The sequence below is a fragment of the Acinetobacter sp. DL27 genome (assembly GCF_055810995.1).
This window is the reverse complement of sequence record NZ_CM147947.1, coordinates 3,351,926-3,370,852: the sequence shown is the minus strand read 5'-3', so window position 1 is coordinate 3,370,852 and position 18,927 is coordinate 3,351,926. Positions and strand designations below refer to the sequence as shown.

Here is an 18,927-nt window from a genome sequence, read left to right as displayed (position 1 = left end):
TTCGTCATCATTTACAAAAGGGTGTTTAACAGTTGTGTTAGATAGGTATTCGTTGAAGGCGGGCCACTTCAACAGCATGAAAGAGAGTATCTAGCTGTGCTTCATTTTTTTACTACGCCTTCCAATAAGGAATTAGAGTGTCGTCATAACTTTCAGTATGAGACCGATATGCGTTTGATCCAACGCTGTAAATTCCTTGAAGATCAAGATGAGAAAAAAGCCATACAACATCTTTTAAAAGAACGGGGTTATACCAAAGCTGAGATTTTAAAGCTCACGATTGATGGTTAAATCTAAGATTTAAAAAAAGCTTCCTAGTCGGAAGCTTTTTTGTTTTTACATGTTCTGTTTTGCATCTCACCAGTTTGAGAGACATTCGACTTTCTATTTGATATTTACATAATGCTTCACGTGGAACATAAAAAAGCCCCAAGACTAGGGCTATACGAAGTTTTACTCGCTAGTGCTTTATGTTTTTTCAGCGCTTTAGCCTGCTCAATTTGGATAGAAGATCAGAATCATCAGTTCTCAATATTTGAACTGAATTTAACTCAAGTACAAGAGCATGCTGCTTGCTATCAAATGATTTCGCTATATCAAAGTAGAGATATCACAAGAGTTCGATGCATAGCCACGAGTTAAATAGGACAGTTGGTGGGCTGGATTCGGTCGTTGTACCTCTCAAAAACTGAAGGAATTATGCTTCAATCTAGGCATGATTAAGAGATGGGCTTAAAAGTCATCCACAGTTATAAAAGAAAGCCTTACTTCTCGATTGGCGCTCATGCACGGATCATGAAGATTGTGAATTTGAATGCTTAAATTTTTTCACTCTCTGTAAATGGGGCGAGTATTTTTGTTGCAGATCATAAATATTAAAATGAAATAAACTAATTAAAAATATATTAAGGTGAAAAAAAATAAGTGAATCTCACTTTTATAGGTTAAGCTATACCGTATTCATCAAGATTAAAAAATTGGGCCGCGCCAGATGTTAGAACTCCGCCATTTAAAAACCTTAACCGCTTTAAGAGAGCATGGCTCATTGGTAGCTGCTGCGGGAGACCTATGCTTAACGCCTTCAGCTTTGTCGCACCAGTTGCGTGAGTTAGACCAGTGGTTTGGGGTTGAAGTGGTGAACCGTCGTAGCCGCCCCGTTAGCTTTTCTAATGTTGGCCAGCGTTTATTAAAACTGGCTGATGAAGTATTGCCGCAGGTACAAATTGCACAAAGCGATATCACTCGTATTGTGCATGGTCAAACTGGACGCATTACTTTTTCCTCAGAGTGTCATAGCTGTTTCGATTGGTTAATGCCGTTGTTAAATCAATATCGCCAACAGTATCCCGATGTTGATCTGGACTTTGCTTCAGGTTTTGAGGCCAATCCGCATGAGTTATTGCAGACAGGTGAATTTGATTTATTGATTACGGCCGACCCGATTGCGTTAAAAGGGGTGGAATATTTCCCGATTTTTGAGTACGAATCGCGTTTGGTTTTATCCAACACCCATCCTTTGGTTCGTGCCAAAGATATTACCGTGCAAGAACTTGCAGAAGAAACCTTGGTGACCTATCCAGTAGATAAGCACCGTTTAGATATTATGTCGCGTCTCTTTATTCCTGCCAATATTCTGCCGAAACAGATCCGTACCACCGACCTCACCCAAATGCTGATTCAGCTGGTGGCCAGTGGGCGTGGTATAGGGGCATTACCCGATTGGGTGGTGAACGAATATGAACAAAAGGGTTGGGTGACTTCGCGTCGTTTGGACTGCGTAGCGCCTGAAGGTTTACGTCGGACTCTCTATGCAGGCTATCGTACTGAGGAAAAAGAGAAGGATTATTTCGAAGGCTTTTTAAAACAATTGGATAAATTTGCCAAGAAAAGAACGCAATATTACATCTAGTTGCTCTTGTTTTATGGAGGAGGATCAGTGTTGCTGTATCCTCCTTTTTTGAACCCGTCAGCGCTTGTTATTTTTTGTGAAAAATGTGGCTCAGTGCTATAATTGCGCGCCTGATAATTTGTCAACTTTTAAACACTGATCATGATGATGCAACTCCACGTATCCCGCTTGAATATGAGCTTGGTTGATCAAGAATTATCAGCTATAGAAAAAATTCCTGCGATGCAACGCCGACGCTTATCGCGTCTGGCAAAGCTGGCTTTGAATAGCGCAATGCAGACTTTAGACGCCCATACGGTCGATTATATTGTTTGGGTGTCGCAATATGGCGATGAAGCAAAAACACTGAATATTTTAGAAGATGTGTTAAGCGAGCAAACTCCTTCACCGACTCAATTTTCAACCTCGGTACATAATGCAATTTCAGGCTTATATTCCATTTTATGTCAGGATGCGACAGCTGCGACCAGTTTGGCGGGTTCGTGGAATGATGGGTTGATTGAAGCCTATGCGTGGTTAAAAACAAGGCCAGAAGCCCGTCAGGTTTTGCTGGTGTATTATGATGAAGCCTTGCCAGATATTTATATCGAGCATCAACCATTTGCTGCTTTTGCGATGGCCGCGATGATTTCATTAACGCCTGCCAATTTGATGTTGACGCCAAAGCATACGAATTCAACGCCAGCCTATCAGCAGGCTTTAGCATTTAACACGTTTTGGACTAATCCTGAGCAAACTGAATCTGAAGCGTGGACGAAATGCTGAAATTAAATCGGATTAAGCAAAAAGCCAATTATGCATGGCGCGTTGGGGCGACAGGGTTTAGCTTTGCCAGCTTTGGTTTAGGTGGCGTGGCGATTGGTGGTTTGATTGCACCACTGGTCAAGCTGAGTTCAGCCGACCTTGAGCTTCGAAAGCAGCGCACTCAAAAGGTGATTAAGCACAGTTTTAAAGGTTTCACCGAAATGATGGTGAAACTGGGCATCATGACCTATACAGTTGAAGGCTTAGACAAACTACAGCATAGCCAGCAGGAGTTGGTGATTGCCAATCATCCGACACTGATTGACGTGGTGGTTTTAATTGGTTTAATGGAACAAGCAAACTGCGTGGTTAAGCAGGCGCTGTGGTCGAATCCATTTACCAAAGGTCCTGTGCAAAGTGCGGGTTATATTTTAAATGCAGGTTCCGAACAATTTATTCAGGACTGCGTACAAAAATTACAGCAAGATCATGCGGCGTCCTTATTGATCTTTCCTGAAGGGACGCGAACAGCAAAAGGTGAGCAGCTAAACGACTTTCAGCGTGGTGCGGCCAATATTGCCCTGCGTGCCGGTGTGCCGATTCGCCCTGTACTGATTAGCTGCACGCCATCGACCCTGACCAAAAATGAAAAGTGGTATCACATTCCAGAACAGCCTTTTCATATCCATGTGAAAGTGTTGGATGCGATCCGAGTGGAAGACGTATTGGATGATGTAACGGTCAATCCCAAAAATGTGCGTCAATTAAATCAACAATTACAGTGGTTTTTTAACCAAGAGTTATCCCTAAATGAGCAATCTTGCTGATGAATTAAAGCAAATGATTATTGATGTCCTCGCCCTTGAAGACATCCGTATTGAAGATATTGATACAGACGCACCTTTGTTTGGTGATGGTCTGGGTTTGGACTCGATTGATGCTTTAGAATTGGGTTTGGCATTGAAAAAGCGTTATGGCATTCATCTAAATGCAGAGTCTGCAGAAACCAAAGAACATTTTAAATCAATTCAAAGCTTAGTGGCTTTGGTTGAAGCACAGAAAACAGCATAAGAGGTTGCTATGCTTGCACAAGAAACCGTGTTAGAAAAATTACGTGAGTGGATGGAAGAGTTGTTTGAAATTGCGCCTGAAGATGTGCAGTTAGAATCAAACCTAGCTTCAGACCTCGATGTCGACAGTATTGATGCCATTGATTTGGTTGTAAAAATTAAAGAGCTGACAGGTAAACAAGTTAATCCTGAAGACTTTAAAAATGTGCGTACCGTGCAAGATGTGGTGGTCGTGATTCAGAATATGTCGGCTGCATGAACAACATTTTAAAAGGGATAGCAGGGGTCGGATTGATCCTCTATCCTTTTTTTGTGGCTTATGCTTTGGCGCATGGACAGTATGTCTGGGTCAGTGCGGTATTGATTGCACTAGGCATCCTGCGTCTATTGAGTAAGGGCAATGCTTTGCTGTGGCCATTGACGGGTTTTGCCATTTTATGTGGCGGGCTGAGTTTGATTTTAAAAGATCATGCGTGGCTTAAACTCTATCCTGTCTTTATGAGTCTCGGGGCGCTATTTATTTTTGCCAGCACTTTGATTCGGCCGCCTTCAATGATTGAACGTTTTGCACGTTTGGCAGAACCTAATTTGCCCGAAGAAGGGGTAGAATGGACCCGTCAAGTCACCAAAGTTTGGTGTGGGTTTTTCTGCATCAATGCGGTCCTTGCTTTGATCACCGTTTTTTTCGCACCAATGAAGATTTGGGTGCTGTATAACGGCTTGATCTCTTATGTCTTGATGGGTGGACTGTTACTGGGTGAGTTCATCTTGCGCAAACGCCAGCAGCGATTGCATCAGGCACAGAAATAACAGCATCTCCGTCAGGGTAGCTGAAACAGCGGCCTCGAACTATAGCGATTAGAAATACGGTTTTAAAAACAAATTTTATGTCTTGTCATTTTCAACACCATCTCCATTCATCGCGTCCCTTGTGTATTCAGGCGGACTCAAGTTTCATTCCCTTTCACACTTTTTGGTTGGATGTGGCTGAACAGGCTGCGCAAATTCAGCCGTTGGAACAGCCTGTATGGGCACTTTGGCAAGAAGACAGTTATGAATTTTTAGTGTTGTTGTTTGCGGCCTTGCAAGCAGGCAAGCAAGTGCTGTTGCCGCCACATCGGGTCAGCGACTTAGAAAAAGAACTGGCTGAACAGCAGATTTATTTTTTAAAACGTTTGCCGTCGACAGCAGTGTCAACCTTCGAACTTCAATTTGATGCTGCCTTTTTCAATCAGGCCCAGCTGTATTTTTATACTTCGGGCTCAACTGGGCAGCCGAAAAAGATTCCGCGCAGCTTGCAACAGTTGTTCAATGAAGTCTGTGGCTTAGAGGCCAGTTTTGATTTGCCTGAGCAGGCAGTCGCGATTGCTACGGTGAGCCATCAACATATTTATGGTTTGTTGTTTAAGTTGTTGTGGCCCTTAGCCAGTGGACGCAGTTTCTATCAAAAACAACTGGCTTTTCCTGAAGATGTGGTCGATCTTCAAAAGAAAATTGTCCATGTGCAGCTGCCCAATTATCTGATTTCCAGCCCCGCTTTGTTGAAGCGCTGGACCACAGATGTGGTATTGCAAGACTGCCATGGGGTCTATTCCTCTGGTGGAAAGTTGGATGCAGGTGTGCGTCCTTTGCTAAACCGTCCGATTACTGAAGTGTTTGGCAGTTCTGAAACAGGCGGGATCGCCCACCGTCAGGCAGATGATGCGCTATGGACACCCTTTGCCAATGTCGAAATTAAGTGCGCTGAGCAGCAAGAGTTAGCCGTTAAAACCAACCATGCCTTTAGCGCGGATTGGATTTTAACTGGGGATAAAGTGCAGGTCGTGGATGCACAGAATCCCAAAAGTTCGTTTCAGTTATTGGGACGTTTGGACCGCATTGTTAAACTTGAAGAAAAGCGGTTAAGCCTCGATGCGATTGAAGCAAAAATCGCTGAGTTGGCTGAAATACAGCAGTGCCATGTTTTAATTCATGAAAAAGAACAGCGTCAAATTTTGGCAGTGGTGGCTGTGTTGACTGAGAATGCAAGGGCGCTGCTCACCGAAAAGGGCAAAGCTGCCTTTACCGCACAGTTGAAAAAACAATTACAACAGAAACTGGAAAATATCGCGATTCCGCGGCAGTGGCGGTTCTTAACGCAAATGCCACAAAATGCACAATCGAAGCTGAATAAACAGTATTTAAAATCACTCTTTCAACCGATGACCTTGCCTGTGGTATTGACGCAGCAGTCTCACGATATGCAGATCAGTTATGCTTTGGAGTTTGTGCCTGAGCTGGAGTGTTTTAAAGGGCATTTCCCGAACTTCCCGATTTATCCAGGCGTAGGGCAAATTGGATTTATTCAACATTTTGCCAAACAAAACTGGGCAGATTTACTGTGGTGTAACGGTTTTGAACAGTTAAAATTTCAGGGACTGATCCAGCCCTATCAAGCGGTGGAACTGGTGCTCAGCCGAAAAGCAAATAAGGTCAGTTTTGAGCTGAAAAATCATGACAAAATATTGGCATCCGGACGTTTGCTGTTTGCTGTCCCGTCAGACGTTTAAGCCGAGAGACTAAAATGAAACACTGCTTTGTGATTCCTGTGTATAACCATCCGCATTATTTGGCTGCGTTATTGTCACATTTAAGCTCTTTTGAGTTACCGATTATTATGGTGAACGATGGCAGTGATGCTGCTTGTACGGCAGTGTTACATCAGCTCGCGCATGACTACCCAAGGGTCGATTTGGTTGAACATACTTATAATCAGGGTAAAGGGCAGGCGGTGATCACAGGTCTCAAGCATGCTTTTCAATGTGGTTATAGTCATGCCTTGCAATTGGATGCCGATGGACAACATGACTGGCAGGATGTGCAACGCTTTTTAGACACCTCTATCCAGCACCCCGAAGCCATGATTATTGGTCAGCCGATCTTTGATGCGACTGTTCCGAAAAAACGTCTCTATGGCCGTTATGCAACGCATATTTGGGTGTGGATTAACAGTCTGTCTTTTGACATTAAAGACAGCATGTGTGGCTTTCGTGTTTATCCTTTGACACAGACGGTGAACATTTTAAATACAGCCAAGTTTCAACCACGGATGGGCTTTGACTCGGAAATTTTGGTGCGTTTGAAATGGGACAATGTGCCGTTTATCAATCTGCCCACGCATGTGATTTACCCTGAAGGCGGCATTTCACATTTTGATGTTTGGCGTGACAATCTGGGCATGGCGCGCGCGCACAGTCGCTTATTGGGTGGCATGCTGCTGCGGTTCCCCAAACTGATTTATCAGAAAGTCAAAGGCTAAGGCGGTCAGAGAAGCATATGCAGAAATGGAGCGCCGTGAAAGAGCGGGGCGGGATGTTACCGCTGATGCTGATGCTGGGTTTCTACCGTTTGGGTGGGCGCTGGCTGTGCCGCGCCATCTTATACTTTGTGATTTTATGGTACTGGCTCTTTTCCAATACCGCGCGTCAAGCTTCTCTGCTGTACTTAAAGAAATTGCATCATTTTGCAGGTGCACAGTCGCCGTTTCAGGCTGAGCCACAGCTGTGGCACAGCTATACGCATTTGATGCAATTTGGCGAATGTATTTTAGATAAAATTGAGGGCTGGCTCGGGCATATTCCTGAGCAGAACTTAAAGCTGCATGGTCATGCGCACTTTCGTTCGCATTATCAAAAAGGTGCGGTGATTGTGGTGTCGCATTTTGGCAATATTGAATTGCTTCGCGCCATCAAAGCAGAGCATCCGCAGAAAATTAATGTGTTGGTTTATCAAAAACATGCCACCAAGTTCAATGCATTTTTAAAAAAACTGAATGAACATGCCGATGTTAATTTGGTTTCGGTGGATGAGCTAGGAATCGAAACAGCACTGATTTTGCAGGAGAAGCTCGATCAAGGTGAATGGGTGATTGTGGCAGCAGACCGCGTACCCGTGCAGTCAGATCGGGTACAATCGGTTGCTTTTTTAGGCGAGCAAGCGCTGTGGCCGCAAGGCGCTTGGATCTTGGCCAGCTTATTGAAAGCTCCTGTATTGGCAGTGTTTTGCTATCGAGTTGATACACATTTTGAAGTGCATATTCACCCAGTGGCGGAGCAGTTGAACTGGCCGCGTAAAGAGCGCTTACAGGCCATGCAACAGACCACAAGACAGTATGTGCAACTGTTGGAACAGCATTGCATACGCGCGCCCTATCAATGGTTTAATTTTTATAATTTTTGGAATAAAGGATAAGTCTTGTGTTAATTGTTGGGGAAACTCCGCTCAGTATTGAAGATGTTGTGGCTGTAGCGCGTAAAGAAAAACAGGTGGCATTGCCTACCTCTGCTGAATGGACAGCATTGATTCAACGTGGCGCAGATTTCCTCGATCAGCTGTTGCAAGACGAAGGCGTCATTTATGGCGTAACCACGGGTTATGGCGACTCATGCTTAGTCGAAATTCCAGCCCACCAAGTGCATGAGCTGCCGCTGCATTTGTCGCGTTTTCATGGCTGCGGCATGGGGCAAAACTTAGACTTAATTACCGCACGTGCTGTGGTGGTGGTGCGTTTATGTTCTTTGGCGCGCGGCTATTCGGGTGTTTCGCATGCCTTGTTGCAGCGTTTGGTCTGGATGCTGAATGAAGATGTGATTCCTGTGATTCCCTCAGAAGGTTCGGTGGGTGCCAGTGGGGATTTGACGCCTTTGTCTTATATCGCTGGGGCATTGGTCGGAGAGCGCGATGTGTACTATCAAGGCCAGATCGTGCCGATTGCACAAGTGTATGGCGAAAAAGGTGTGCAGCCTTTGGTGATGCGTCCCAAAGAAGGCTTGGCCCTGATGAATGGTACAGCGGTCATGACCGCCATTGCCTGCCTGAATTATAAAAAAGCCGAACAGATTTCTTTTGCCAGTACCTTGATTACCGCCCTGAATGTTTTGGCTCTAGAGGGGAATCCAAGCCATTTTGATGAAGTCCTGTTTGCGCAAAAACCACATCGGGGACAGCAGCATATTGCAGCCCAATTACGTGACTGGTTAAACAGTGAAGTACAAACCGAACACCAAAGTTCACGCCTGCAAGACCGTTATTCACTGCGCTGTGCACCGCATGTAATTGGGGTGTTTGAAGATTCTAAGCTGTGGCTGCGTCAGTTTATTGAAAATGAGCTGAACTCAAGCAATGACAATCCATTGATTGACCCTGTGAACCTGCGGGTACTGCATGGCGGACATTTCTATGGCGGACATATTGCCCAAGCCATGGATAGCCTGAAAATTATGATCGCGAATATTGCTGACTTGATGGATCGTCAGTTGGCGCAGTTGGTGGACTATAAAATGAACAATGGCTTGCCGCGCAATTTAACCGGTTCAAGTCCTGAGCGCTTGCCACTGAATCATGGCTTTAAAGCCGTACAAATCGGGGTTTCGGCATGGACGGCAGAAGCGTTGAAACAAACACTCGCAGCGTCGATTTTTTCACGCTCAACCGAATGTCATAATCAAGACAAAGTCAGTATGGGCACCATTGCTGCGCGTGATGCCAGCCGTGTGATTACCCTGACCGAACAAGTAATTGCGGCACTCAGCTGTGCAGCAGTTCAGGCGGTCAAACTCAAAAGTGTAGATACAGAACTTAGCCCTGTTTTAACAGCATTTCAACACTGGGTGCTTCAAAGCTTCACCTATGTAGCGGAAGATCGTCCTTTGCAACAAGAGCTTCAAGCATTGGTTAATCGCTTTGAGCAGTTAGAACTATTAGACAGCATTGCTGTTCAATATCCATAGGAAATGAGCATGCATGCTGATGTAATCATTGAAGTGCCCTTTCATGATGTCGATACCATGAACGTGGTGTGGCACGGGCATTATTTAAAATATTTTGAAATTGCGCGTTGCAAACTGCTAGATCAATTTCACTATAACTATAACCAAATGCGTGACTCGGGCTATGCATGGCCTGTGATTGAAAGTCATGTCCGCTATGTACACGGCATTGAGTTTGAGCAAAAAATTCGCGTGCGTGCCATTTTAAAAGAATGGGAAAACCGCCTAAAAATTGAATATCTGATTTTCGATGCGGTTTCGGGCAGAAAGCTGACCAAGGGCTATACCTCGCAAGTGGCGGTACACATTGAAAAACGTGAAATGTGCTTCCAGTCGCCACAGGTGTTGCTGGACTGTTTAAATGCATGGCCTGAGTTTAAGGCGGAGTAATGCAAGCATGATTCGATATAAATTACCAAAGCCGATTGTGGTTGCGTGTACAGCCGGTATGATGACTGTGCTTGCTCCCGCAGTGAATGCACAAAGTACTGAATTGAAGCAGGTGTTTACTCAGCTTGGTGCAACGCCTGTGGTGCGTGCCCAATTTGAGCAGCAGAAAAAATTGGCCTCTTTAAATAAAACCTATGTGTCCAAAGGCACGGTGCTGTTCAGCAAAAATCAAGGTGTGCTGTGGCAGATTCAAAGTCCAGTCAAAGCCGATTTGGTGGTGACACCGCGTAAGCTGGTACAAAAGACACAGCGGACTAGCAGTCAAATTGAAGTCGATAAGACTCCGTATGGTTCTGTAGCGACGATGTTTTTACAGTTGATGTCGGGCAATGAAGCGGCACTCGCTAAAAACTTTAATGTGGTGTCTGCCAATTACAGTCCGATGCAGTGGAATGTCAGCTTAACGCCGAAAAGCAGTCTATTTAAAAAGCTTTTTGTCCAAGTCGATGCGCAAGGGCAGCGTTATGTGGATCGTATTACGATTTTGGAACAAGCCAATAACCGCACCATCATTCGTTTTAGCCAGCAAACGGCTCAACCTCAAACTTTAACGGCTGCGGAAAATGCGCTTTTCCAATTGGCAAAATAAATTTAGCACCCTGTGGCTGTTGGTGCTGTGTGTCATTACTTTGGCACTGGGTGTGGCTTGGCTGAATAAAGGCATTAAGATTGAGACCAATATTTTTGCTTTGCTGCCTGAGGCCCATCAAGATGCGCATCTGGAACAAGCACAGCAATATGTCAGTCAGCAGTTAAATGACAAAGTTTTTGTGGTGCTGGATGCCAAAACGGATCAGCAACTCGAACAGGCAACGCAAGCACTCAAAACTCAAGCCGACCAAAGTCAGCTGTTTTTACCTGTTCGTCCACAGCTTGATCCTGATCAATTTGCCCAAGCGCTGTATCAGCACAAGGCAGGGTTATTATCCAAGACCGATCAGCAGATTGTGCAGGAGCAGGATGACGCCGCACTGACAGAGCAGGGCTTATTACAACTGATGAGTCCGGGCATGCCAATCACGGCTGAAATGCTCAAGCAAGACCCTTTGTTGCTGTTTCCACGCTATGCAGTGGGTTTAAGCGCCCTACAAAGTAATGCCGATATCAATTTAGAGCAGGGCTTTGCCACGATTCGTGATGAGCAGGGCATCTCGCGCCTGATGGTACTTCAGCTTAAAAACAGTCCCTATAACATTGCCTACCAAGAGCAGACCGCTGCGTTTATCCAAAATATCAATCAGCAGCTCAACCAGTTGCAAGTTAAACCGCACTGGACAGGTACGCTGCTGTTTGCACAGTTCGGCACTAACTCTGCCAAAGAGGAAATTTCCACCATTGGCGTGGGTTCGACCATCGGGATTTTGCTCCTGGTCTGGTTTGGCTTCCGTTCGATACGACCGATGCTGACGGAAATGGTTGCAGTCGGCACAGGCAGCTTAGTGGCCTTTGCTGTGACCTATTGGGTTTTCGGTGACATTCACCTGATGACACTGGTCTTTGGCGCCAGTCTGATTGGGGTCTGTGTCGATTTTTCATTTTACTTTATGGCCATGCAGTCTCAGCACCGACAGGTGGATGGATTTGCTGTTTTAAAACCATTATTGCCGAGTTTATTTGTGGGGCTAATGACCACGCTGTTGGCCTATGTGGTGCTGAGTTTTACTCCATTTCCGGGCTTTAAACAGATTGCGGTCTTTTCCATGGTTGGCCTGAGTGCCGCATGGGTGACCAGTATTTTACTGCTACCACGTTTGCCTGCGCTGAATGCGGAACCTGCGATACGTGCTTTGGGCTTTATTGGCAAAGCACGCAGTTATGTGCAGAGTCGAAATACACTGCATTATGGCATGATTGCACTAATTCTACTGCTTACAGGCAGCAGTCTCGTCTTCCTGAAAAGCAATGATGACATCCGCAATTTGCAAAGTATGGATGCCACCTTAAAGCAGGAAGATCAATATATTCGTTCGCGTTTTATGCAACAGCAAAGCAGTGAATATTTTGTGGTACAGGGCAGAACCCCAGCAGAGTTAGAGCAGCATGAACAGCAATTGCTGGCAGAGCTTGCGCCTTTGCAACAGGCTGGAAAGCTAGATGCTGTACAAGCTTTAGGGCAGTGGATTCCCTCGCTTGAGCAGCAAAAACACAATATCGCGATGTTACAGGCGATTCCTCAATCCGCTTTGGTGAAATATGCGCAAGCACTACAGCTCAACGCAGCCGATGTTTCAAACTGGCAAGCGCATTTAAAAGACCAACCGTTGCTGACCGAAGCAGTCTTTAAAGATCATCCCCTGCATTTTTTGCAGATGAGTCCGACGCAACGTTTAGTGATGCTGCAAAATGTGCATGACGTCAAAGCCGTGCAACAGCTTGAAAATGCGGATGTACAACTGTTACGCCCCGTTCATCAACTGTCTGAATTGTTTAAACAGCATCGAGTGCAGGCACAGTGGCTATTACTCAGCGCTTTGCTGATGTTAGCCATTGGCTTAGGCGTACTGTATGGCAAAAAATCCATTCTGCCTTTGGTGTTGCCTGTCAGTATGGCCTTAATGACCACGTTTGCGATTCAAGCATGGCTGGGTGTCGAGATTAATTTATTCAGCATTATGGGTACTTTCCTGATCATTGGAATTGGGGTGGATTATGCGATTTTCTACCGCCACGGACATGATCATCCACAGGTGGTGGGTATGGCTCTGTTCCTGTGCATGATGTCGACGTTCTTTGGTTTTGGCTTGCTGTCTTTTAGTCATACCTATGCCATTCACAGTTTCGGCTTAACGGTGTTGCTGGGCGTTATTTTTTCATTTATTTATGCCACACTTTTTACATCCTCCGATGCAAAACATGTAGTGGTTCAACAATATCAGCCAAAGAGCTGAGTTAAAGGGTACAGTGCAATGAGCACCATGCAACAGACAGATGTTTTAATTATTGGGGCGGGACCATCAGGTAGTTCAGCCGCGGCTTTGCTACGTCAAAAAGGCCATCAAGTCACAGTCATCGAAAAGCAATATTTTCCGCGTTTTTCCATCGGTGAGTCTTTATTGCCACAGTGTATGGTGTTTTTAGAAGAAGCGGGTTTGTTGGAGACAGTGCGTGCCCATGCTGACGAATATGCCTTTCAGTTTAAAAATGGCGCGGCTTTTTTAAGAGGCACACAGCGTAGTTTTTATGATTTTACTCAAAAGTTTAGTGAAGGCCCGGGCACTACATGGCAGGTAAGACGTGCCAACTTTGACCAACTGTTGGCACAGCAAGCTGAAAAAATGGGGGCAGATATCCGTTTTGGCCATGAAGTATTGGCGGTCGATGTGGCATCCACACAGCCGATTTTGACGGTCAAAGATGCGCAAGGTGACAGCTATCAAATTCAAGGCAAGTTCCTCTTAGATGCCAGCGGCTTTGGCCGCATTCTGCCGAAGTTTCTTGACTTAGAAAGCCCATCGGACTTTCCCGTGCGCCGTGCGGTCTTTACCCACATTGAAGACGGTCTATTGAATGACCCTGAGTTTGACCGTGAGAAAATTTTAATTACCGTACATGAAAAAGACCATCGTGCGTGGTACTGGCTGATTCCTTTTGCTGATGGGCGCTCTTCATTTGGCATCGTGGCGGAGCAAGATTTCTTTGAAAAATACGGTTATGACGGCAGTGCAGATTATGACTTAGAAGCCTTGCAGAAACGTATTTTGGCCGATGATGTTAGCTTGTCGCATGTGCTGCGCCATGCCAAACATGATACTCCTGTGCGTACTTTGGTGGGCTACTCTGCCGATGTGAAACATTTGGCATCTGAAAACTACGCACTGCTGGGCAATGCAGGTGAGTTCCTCGATCCTGTCTTTTCTTCAGGTGTAACGATTGCCTTAAAATCGTCTAGTCTAGCCGTGCCTTTGGTCGAGCAAGTGCTACAAGGTCAGGTGGTCGATTGGATGGAGCAATATGAAAAGCCTTTACGTAAAGGTATTCAAGTGTTCCGTGCCTATGTTGAATCATGGTATTCAGGAGAGTTTCAGGATGTGGTGTTTTCAAAGAATCAAGATGAGAAGATCCGCCGCATGATTGCATCTTTACTGGCGGGTTATGCATGGGATACGAATAACCCGATTCATCGCAATGCCAAGCAACGTTTAAAGACGTTGGCCGAATATTGCCGAGAAGAACAACCAAAAAAAGCGTCACTGATCGATGAAACTTAAGCTGCGTTTGAAAACTGCCAGTTGGGTTTTAGCCAGTGCTTTGCTCTGTAGTGCCTGCCAAAGTTGGATCCCTAAAGCGCAAGGACTCGCGACCCCAGAGTGGGCTGCGCAAAATTACCAGCGCCAAGATCAAATTGAAGTGCAGTGGAAAAGCCAGAGTTTCAGTTTTTTACTGTACCAGCAGCAACGTGGACAGTCGCTTGATATGCTAGCACTGAGCCTCACAGGACAGCAGTTATTCAAGCTCAGTTTTGATGGTCGAAAGGTAGACGTTGAACAGCGGATTGAGCCGATGAAATTGTTGCCTTTTGATTATGTGGTGCGCGATATTCTGTATGCGACCTATCCCAATTTTGCTAGGTTACATGCTGCTCAAAATGCTGTCGTGCAGAAAGACGATACCATTTATATACAGCAGCAGCCTGTGTTGAAAATTCAGCAAAATGATGGGGTAATTGAGCTGGATAATCTGCAAGTGCCTTATCAGATGGTCATCAGCGCGGTGAGCAATACTTTAGAAGATGATCAAGGTGACCATCATGACTAAAAATCTACAGCCTGTTCCAGCTGTTGGCATTCAGTTCAGTGCTGCGCTGTCGGCTTTGGGACACAATGCCGCTGAGCTTCAACATGCCTTAACAAGCACCGAAAATACCTTATCCCAACGAGAGGATCTGATCGCGGGGCGTACAGTATGGGTAGGTGCATCTGACCAAGCCTTGCTTCAAGCAGTTCCTGCAAGCTTGAGCGGTGCAGACTCACGGAATTTACGCTTTGCCCTGACGGCTCTGGCACAAATTGAAACCGAGATTCATGCTTATACTGCACAGTTTCCTAGACAACGTCTCGCAGTGATTATCGGCACGTCAACCTCAGGCATCGCGGATAATGAGCCTGTATTGAAAGCTCAGTTTCAACAGCCAGCACCACAGTCCGTACAGCACCAAAAACAAGAAATGGGCAGTTTAGCGAAAGCCTTACAACAGTACTTGGGTTGGGAAGGGCCTGCCTATACCATTTCTACCGCTTGTTCCTCTGCGGCTAAAGCGATGGCTGCGGGGCAACGTTTGCTGAATGCTAATTTGGCCGATGCGGTCTTAGTCGGAGGAGTCGACACCCTATGCAAGCTGACCTTAAATGGTTTTGATAGTTTAGAAAGCTTATCGAGCGGAATTTGCCAGCCCTGTGGTGCCAACCGTGACGGTATTAATATTGGTGAAGCCGCAGGACTGTTTTTACTCTCTAAAGCGCCTGCCCCTGTGATGTTACTGTCGAGCGGCGAGTCAATGGATGCATGGCATATTTCAGCACCACATCCAGAAGGGAAAGGGGCTGCGGAGGCGATGCAAAAAGCGTTAGATGCTGCGCAGCTTGGATCAAGCGATATTGGCTATTTAAATTTGCATGGGACTTCTACACCGCAAAATGATGCGATGGAGATTAAGGCGGTACAGACCGTTTTCTCAGATGCAACTGTGGCATTGAGCAGCACCAAACATAAAACGGGACATTGTCTGGGGGCAGCGGGTGCAATCGAAGCCTTTATTTGCCAGCAGGTTTTATTAGATCAATCATGGTTGCCGCTGCATCATGCGGGTGAATTGGATGAAACTTTGGCTAAGCAGAATTATGTGCTTGCTCCGAATTTGACTACACCGATTCGCTATGCGATGAGTAATTCTTTTGCTTTTGGCGGCAGCAATATCAGTTTAATTTTCGGGACGGCTTTGCCATGATGGATGCAGTACAGTTTATTCCACATGCGAAACCGATGGTTTTCGTGAGCCATTTGATTGAAGCCAATGATGAATTTGCTATTGCAGAACTTCACATCACGCCAGATTTGATGTTTTGTGAGCCAGAAGGCTTGCCCACATGGAGCAGCATTGAGTTGATGGCGCAGACCATCAGTGCCTATGCTGGTTATAAAGGACAAACTCAGGGCTTACCACCGAAAATTGGCTTTTTATTGGGAACGCGTAAAATGCAGTTACCTTGTGCCTATTTTAGTTTGGGCACAACCGTGCAGATTCGAGTAGAACAAAGTTATCTGCATGAAGGTTTGGGACAGTTTAATTGTGAAATTGAATATCAAGAACATCGGTTCAGCGCCATGTTGAGCGTATTTGAGCCTGAAAATATGAATGAAATCATTGGAAAATTAGTGTGAACAGAAGAGTTTTAGTCACGGGTTCGAGTCGTGGAATAGGTAAAGCGATCGCTTTAGAGTTAGCAAAGGCAGGCTTTGATGTCACGGTCCATGCCCGTTCAAGACAGTCTGAGGCCGAAGCAGTAGCGAAGGAAATTCAAGCGCTTGGGCAGGCCAGCCATGTGCTGATGTTCGATGTGAATGAGCGTGAAAATATTGCCGCCATTTTAGAGCAAGATATGGTACAGCATGGCGCTTTTTACGGTGTGGTGTTGAATGCAGGACTGACCCGTGATGGTGCTTTCCCCACACTGACCGATGACGACTGGGATGACGTGGTTTCGACCTCTCTGAACGGTTTTTATAATGTACTGAAACCTTTAATGATGCCGATGATCCGCTTGAAAAAGGGCGGACGTATTGTGACCTTGTCTTCAGTGTCCGGAATCATGGGGAATCGTGGTCAGGTGAACTATAGTGCTGCCAAAGCAGGCTTGATTGGTGCGACCAAAGCATTGGCACTGGAATTGGCAAAACGTAAAATCACGGTGAACTGTGTGGCTCCGGGCTTGATTGAAACCGAAATGGTCACGGAAGAAGTTAAAGAACACGCCTTGAAAATGATCCCGATGCAGCGCATGGGGCAGGTGGAAGAAGTCGCAAAAGCGGTGAAGTTTTTATGTAGTGATGATGCCAGTTATATCACCCGTCAAGTGATTTCAGTCAATGGAGGCTTGATCTAATGAAACGTGTTGTTGTGACAGGCATGTCTGGGATTACCTCTTTGGGTGAAACCGCAGAGCAAATTTTTGAGCAATTTGCACTAGGTAAAAGCGGCATTCGCTATATGCCCGACTGGGAAATTTATTCCGATTTACGCAGTAAATTGGCTGGTCCCGTTGAGTCCTTTACTGTACCGAAGCATTTTAACCGTAAAGTGACCCGTGGCATGGGACGTGTTGCTTTAATGTCAGCTGTATGTGCTGAAAAAGCACTGGAAGATGCAGGTTTACTGCATGCGGATATCTTAAAAAGTGGCGATGCAGGCGTGGCTTTTGGTTCCTCTGCGGGCAGTGTGGATGCGGTGCGTGAGTTTGGCTCTATGTTGATTGAACACAATATGAGTCAACTGAATGCTACAACCTATATTCGTATGATGTCGCATACCAGTGCGGTCAATATGACGGTGTATTTTGGCCTAAAAGGTTTAACGCTGCCGACCTCAAGTGCTTGTACTTCAGGTTCCATGGCGATTGGTCAGGCTTATGAAGCGATCAAATATGGCAAACAAACTGTGATGATTGCAGGTGGGGCAGAAGAGCTCAGTGCTGCCGGTTCAGCCGTGTTTGATGTGTTGTTAGCAACCAGTGTGCAAAATGACCATCCAGAGACAACCCCGCGTCCGTTTGATGCAAATCGGGATGGTTTGGTGGTGGGTGAGGGCGCAGGTTGTTTGATTTTAGAAGAATATGAACATGCTCAAGTGCGCGGGGCGACCATTTATGCCGAGATCGTTGGTTATGGCAGCAATACCGATGGTCAGCATGTTACTCGACCTGATTCTGAAATGATGGGGCGCTGCATGCAGCTGGCACTGACAGACGCACAGCTTACTGCTGCGGATATTGATTATGTCAATGCGCATGGTACCTCGACCGATCAAGGGGATATTGCTGAATCACAAGCCACCGCGCGGATCTTGGGTAAAAAACCGATCAGCTCATTAAAAAGTTATTTTGGCCATACGCTCGGGGCGTGCGGCGCCATTGAGGCATGGCTGAGCATTGAAATGATGCGACGTAATCAGTTGGTGCCTACGCTGAATTTAGATCAGATTGACAGTGCTTGTGGTGATCTGGATTATATTGTTTCAGGTATGCGTTCAGCAGAAACGCAAATGATGATGAGCAACAATTTTGCTTTTGGGGGGATTAATACCTCCCTGATTTTTAAACGTGTTTAATAAAATAAGGGTAGAACCATGTTATTCAAAAATATTTGTGCAGTTACTGTGTTGTCTTTAGGTGCGGTTGCATCAGCTCAAGCGGCTGACAAAATGTATGATTTTAAGTTTCAAGAAGCTGTAAACCATGCTGTTGCAGATGGCGCACTGGATGGCTCAGTAAAGTTTTATTTGGCGGGAACCAAGTCGGGCGGCAAGGTGATTGAAAAGGGCTTAGTGACCAATAAAAAGACCAATGGTTTTGCCAAATCTGCGGAAACTTCATGTGATCACGTACTTCGTTCAGCACTGATTCAATTTCAAAATACCGCCAAAGCCAATGGCGCAAATGCTGTGACCAATTTGGTGAGTTTCTATAAGTCGAACGAAACACGTAGTACGACGACTTACCAGTGCGCCAAAGGTACGGCACTCGCAGGTGTAGCATTGAAAGGGGATTTGGTGAAGTTTTAATTTTGAATGATTTAAATGGTTTGATTCAATGCGAAATTCAACACGAGCCATTTTTAGCATTCGATCCGTATCTAAATCTAATATTAACGAATAATAGATACTGGAATATTTCAGGCTCGCAAAGTCATTTGCGGGCCTGAAATATTTTATCGCTCTTGATTTATCCCTCGTAAA

Annotated in this window: 21 protein-coding genes; all 21 read left to right on the top strand. The window is 45.5% G+C overall.

Annotated features, from left to right (window positions below; translation table 11 throughout):
• The first annotated feature begins 168 nt into the window (after positions 1–168).
• The 21 genes from AC0KVP_RS16220 (at position 169) to AC0KVP_RS16120 (ending at position 18,753) form a co-directional block, all read left to right on the top strand.
• The gene (locus AC0KVP_RS16220) at positions 169–291 is read left to right on the top strand and encodes a hypothetical protein (protein WP_004684300.1); all 123 of its coding nucleotides are present in this window, start codon (positions 169–171) and stop codon (positions 289–291) included.
• Between the two features lie 700 nt (positions 292–991).
• Positions 992–1,909 (top strand): LysR family transcriptional regulator, encoded by a 918-nt coding sequence (locus tag AC0KVP_RS16215; RefSeq protein WP_004684302.1) that lies wholly within the window; start codon positions 992–994, stop codon positions 1,907–1,909.
• A gap of 144 nt (positions 1,910–2,053) precedes the next feature.
• Positions 2,054–2,674 (top strand): beta-ketoacyl synthase chain length factor, encoded by a 621-nt coding sequence (locus AC0KVP_RS16210; RefSeq protein WP_473340570.1) that lies wholly within the window; start codon positions 2,054–2,056, stop codon positions 2,672–2,674.
• A complete protein-coding gene (locus AC0KVP_RS16205) occupies positions 2,668–3,480 on the top strand; it encodes a lysophospholipid acyltransferase family protein (RefSeq protein WP_005012583.1) in 813 nt (270 codons plus the stop codon). The genes AC0KVP_RS16210 and AC0KVP_RS16205 overlap by 7 nt, the downstream gene beginning before the upstream one ends.
• Entirely contained in the window at positions 3,464–3,724 is a 261-nt protein-coding gene (locus tag AC0KVP_RS16200) for a phosphopantetheine-binding protein (protein ID WP_005012584.1), read from the top strand. The genes AC0KVP_RS16205 and AC0KVP_RS16200 overlap by 17 nt, the downstream gene beginning before the upstream one ends.
• Before the next feature lie 9 nt (positions 3,725–3,733).
• Entirely contained in the window at positions 3,734–3,982 is a 249-nt protein-coding gene (locus AC0KVP_RS16195; protein ID WP_005012586.1) for an acyl carrier protein, read from the top strand.
• Complete coding sequence (locus tag AC0KVP_RS16190; protein ID WP_473337898.1) at positions 3,979–4,533, top strand: COG4648 family protein; 555 nt, start codon at positions 3,979–3,981, stop codon at positions 4,531–4,533. The genes AC0KVP_RS16195 and AC0KVP_RS16190 overlap by 4 nt, the downstream gene beginning before the upstream one ends.
• 77 nt (positions 4,534–4,610) lie before the next feature.
• Positions 4,611–6,272 (top strand): ApeI family dehydratase, encoded by a 1,662-nt coding sequence (locus AC0KVP_RS16185; RefSeq protein ID WP_473337896.1) that lies wholly within the window; start codon positions 4,611–4,613, stop codon positions 6,270–6,272.
• Between the two features lie 14 nt (positions 6,273–6,286).
• Complete coding sequence (locus tag AC0KVP_RS16180) at positions 6,287–7,021, top strand: glycosyltransferase family 2 protein (protein WP_473337894.1); 735 nt, start codon at positions 6,287–6,289, stop codon at positions 7,019–7,021.
• 17 nt (positions 7,022–7,038) lie between these two features.
• A complete protein-coding gene (locus AC0KVP_RS16175) occupies positions 7,039–7,953 on the top strand; it encodes an LpxL/LpxP family acyltransferase (RefSeq protein ID WP_473337892.1) in 915 nt (304 codons plus the stop codon).
• Between the two features lie 5 nt (positions 7,954–7,958).
• The gene (locus tag AC0KVP_RS16170; RefSeq protein WP_473337890.1) at positions 7,959–9,491 is read left to right on the top strand and encodes an HAL/PAL/TAL family ammonia-lyase; all 1,533 of its coding nucleotides are present in this window, start codon (positions 7,959–7,961) and stop codon (positions 9,489–9,491) included.
• 9 nt (positions 9,492–9,500) lie between these two features.
• Positions 9,501–9,920: an acyl-CoA thioesterase gene (locus AC0KVP_RS16165; protein WP_473337889.1), complete on the top strand. Its 420-nt coding sequence runs from the start codon at positions 9,501–9,503 to the stop codon at positions 9,918–9,920.
• Between the two features lie 58 nt (positions 9,921–9,978).
• Positions 9,979–10,569, top strand: a complete 591-nt coding sequence (locus AC0KVP_RS16160) for an outer membrane lipoprotein carrier protein LolA (RefSeq protein WP_473340567.1) — start codon at positions 9,979–9,981, stop codon at positions 10,567–10,569.
• Complete coding sequence (locus tag AC0KVP_RS16155; protein ID WP_473337888.1) at positions 10,544–12,868, top strand: MMPL family transporter; 2,325 nt, start codon at positions 10,544–10,546, stop codon at positions 12,866–12,868. The genes AC0KVP_RS16160 and AC0KVP_RS16155 overlap by 26 nt, the downstream gene beginning before the upstream one ends.
• Positions 12,869–12,886: 18 nt before the next feature.
• Positions 12,887–14,188, top strand: coding sequence for an NAD(P)/FAD-dependent oxidoreductase (locus AC0KVP_RS16150; protein ID WP_473337886.1), 1,302 nt, complete (start codon positions 12,887–12,889; stop codon positions 14,186–14,188).
• Positions 14,178–14,735 (top strand): DUF3261 domain-containing protein, encoded by a 558-nt coding sequence (locus AC0KVP_RS16145; RefSeq protein WP_062031679.1) that lies wholly within the window; start codon positions 14,178–14,180, stop codon positions 14,733–14,735. Before AC0KVP_RS16150 ends, AC0KVP_RS16145 begins: the two co-directional genes overlap by 11 nt.
• The gene (locus AC0KVP_RS16140; protein ID WP_473337883.1) at positions 14,728–15,924 is read left to right on the top strand and encodes a beta-ketoacyl-[acyl-carrier-protein] synthase family protein; all 1,197 of its coding nucleotides are present in this window, start codon (positions 14,728–14,730) and stop codon (positions 15,922–15,924) included. The genes AC0KVP_RS16145 and AC0KVP_RS16140 overlap by 8 nt, the downstream gene beginning before the upstream one ends.
• Complete coding sequence (locus AC0KVP_RS16135) at positions 15,921–16,358, top strand: hotdog family protein (protein ID WP_473337881.1); 438 nt, start codon at positions 15,921–15,923, stop codon at positions 16,356–16,358. The genes AC0KVP_RS16140 and AC0KVP_RS16135 overlap by 4 nt, the downstream gene beginning before the upstream one ends.
• The gene (locus AC0KVP_RS16130) at positions 16,355–17,080 is read left to right on the top strand and encodes a 3-ketoacyl-ACP reductase FabG2 (protein ID WP_473337879.1); all 726 of its coding nucleotides are present in this window, start codon (positions 16,355–16,357) and stop codon (positions 17,078–17,080) included. Before AC0KVP_RS16135 ends, AC0KVP_RS16130 begins: the two co-directional genes overlap by 4 nt.
• The gene (locus AC0KVP_RS16125) at positions 17,080–18,300 is read left to right on the top strand and encodes a beta-ketoacyl-ACP synthase (protein ID WP_473337877.1); all 1,221 of its coding nucleotides are present in this window, start codon (positions 17,080–17,082) and stop codon (positions 18,298–18,300) included. Before AC0KVP_RS16130 ends, AC0KVP_RS16125 begins: the two co-directional genes overlap by 1 nt.
• A gap of 18 nt (positions 18,301–18,318) precedes the next feature.
• Complete coding sequence (locus tag AC0KVP_RS16120; RefSeq protein WP_473337875.1) at positions 18,319–18,753, top strand: excinuclease; 435 nt, start codon at positions 18,319–18,321, stop codon at positions 18,751–18,753.
• Positions 18,754–18,927: the final 174 nt, after the last annotated feature.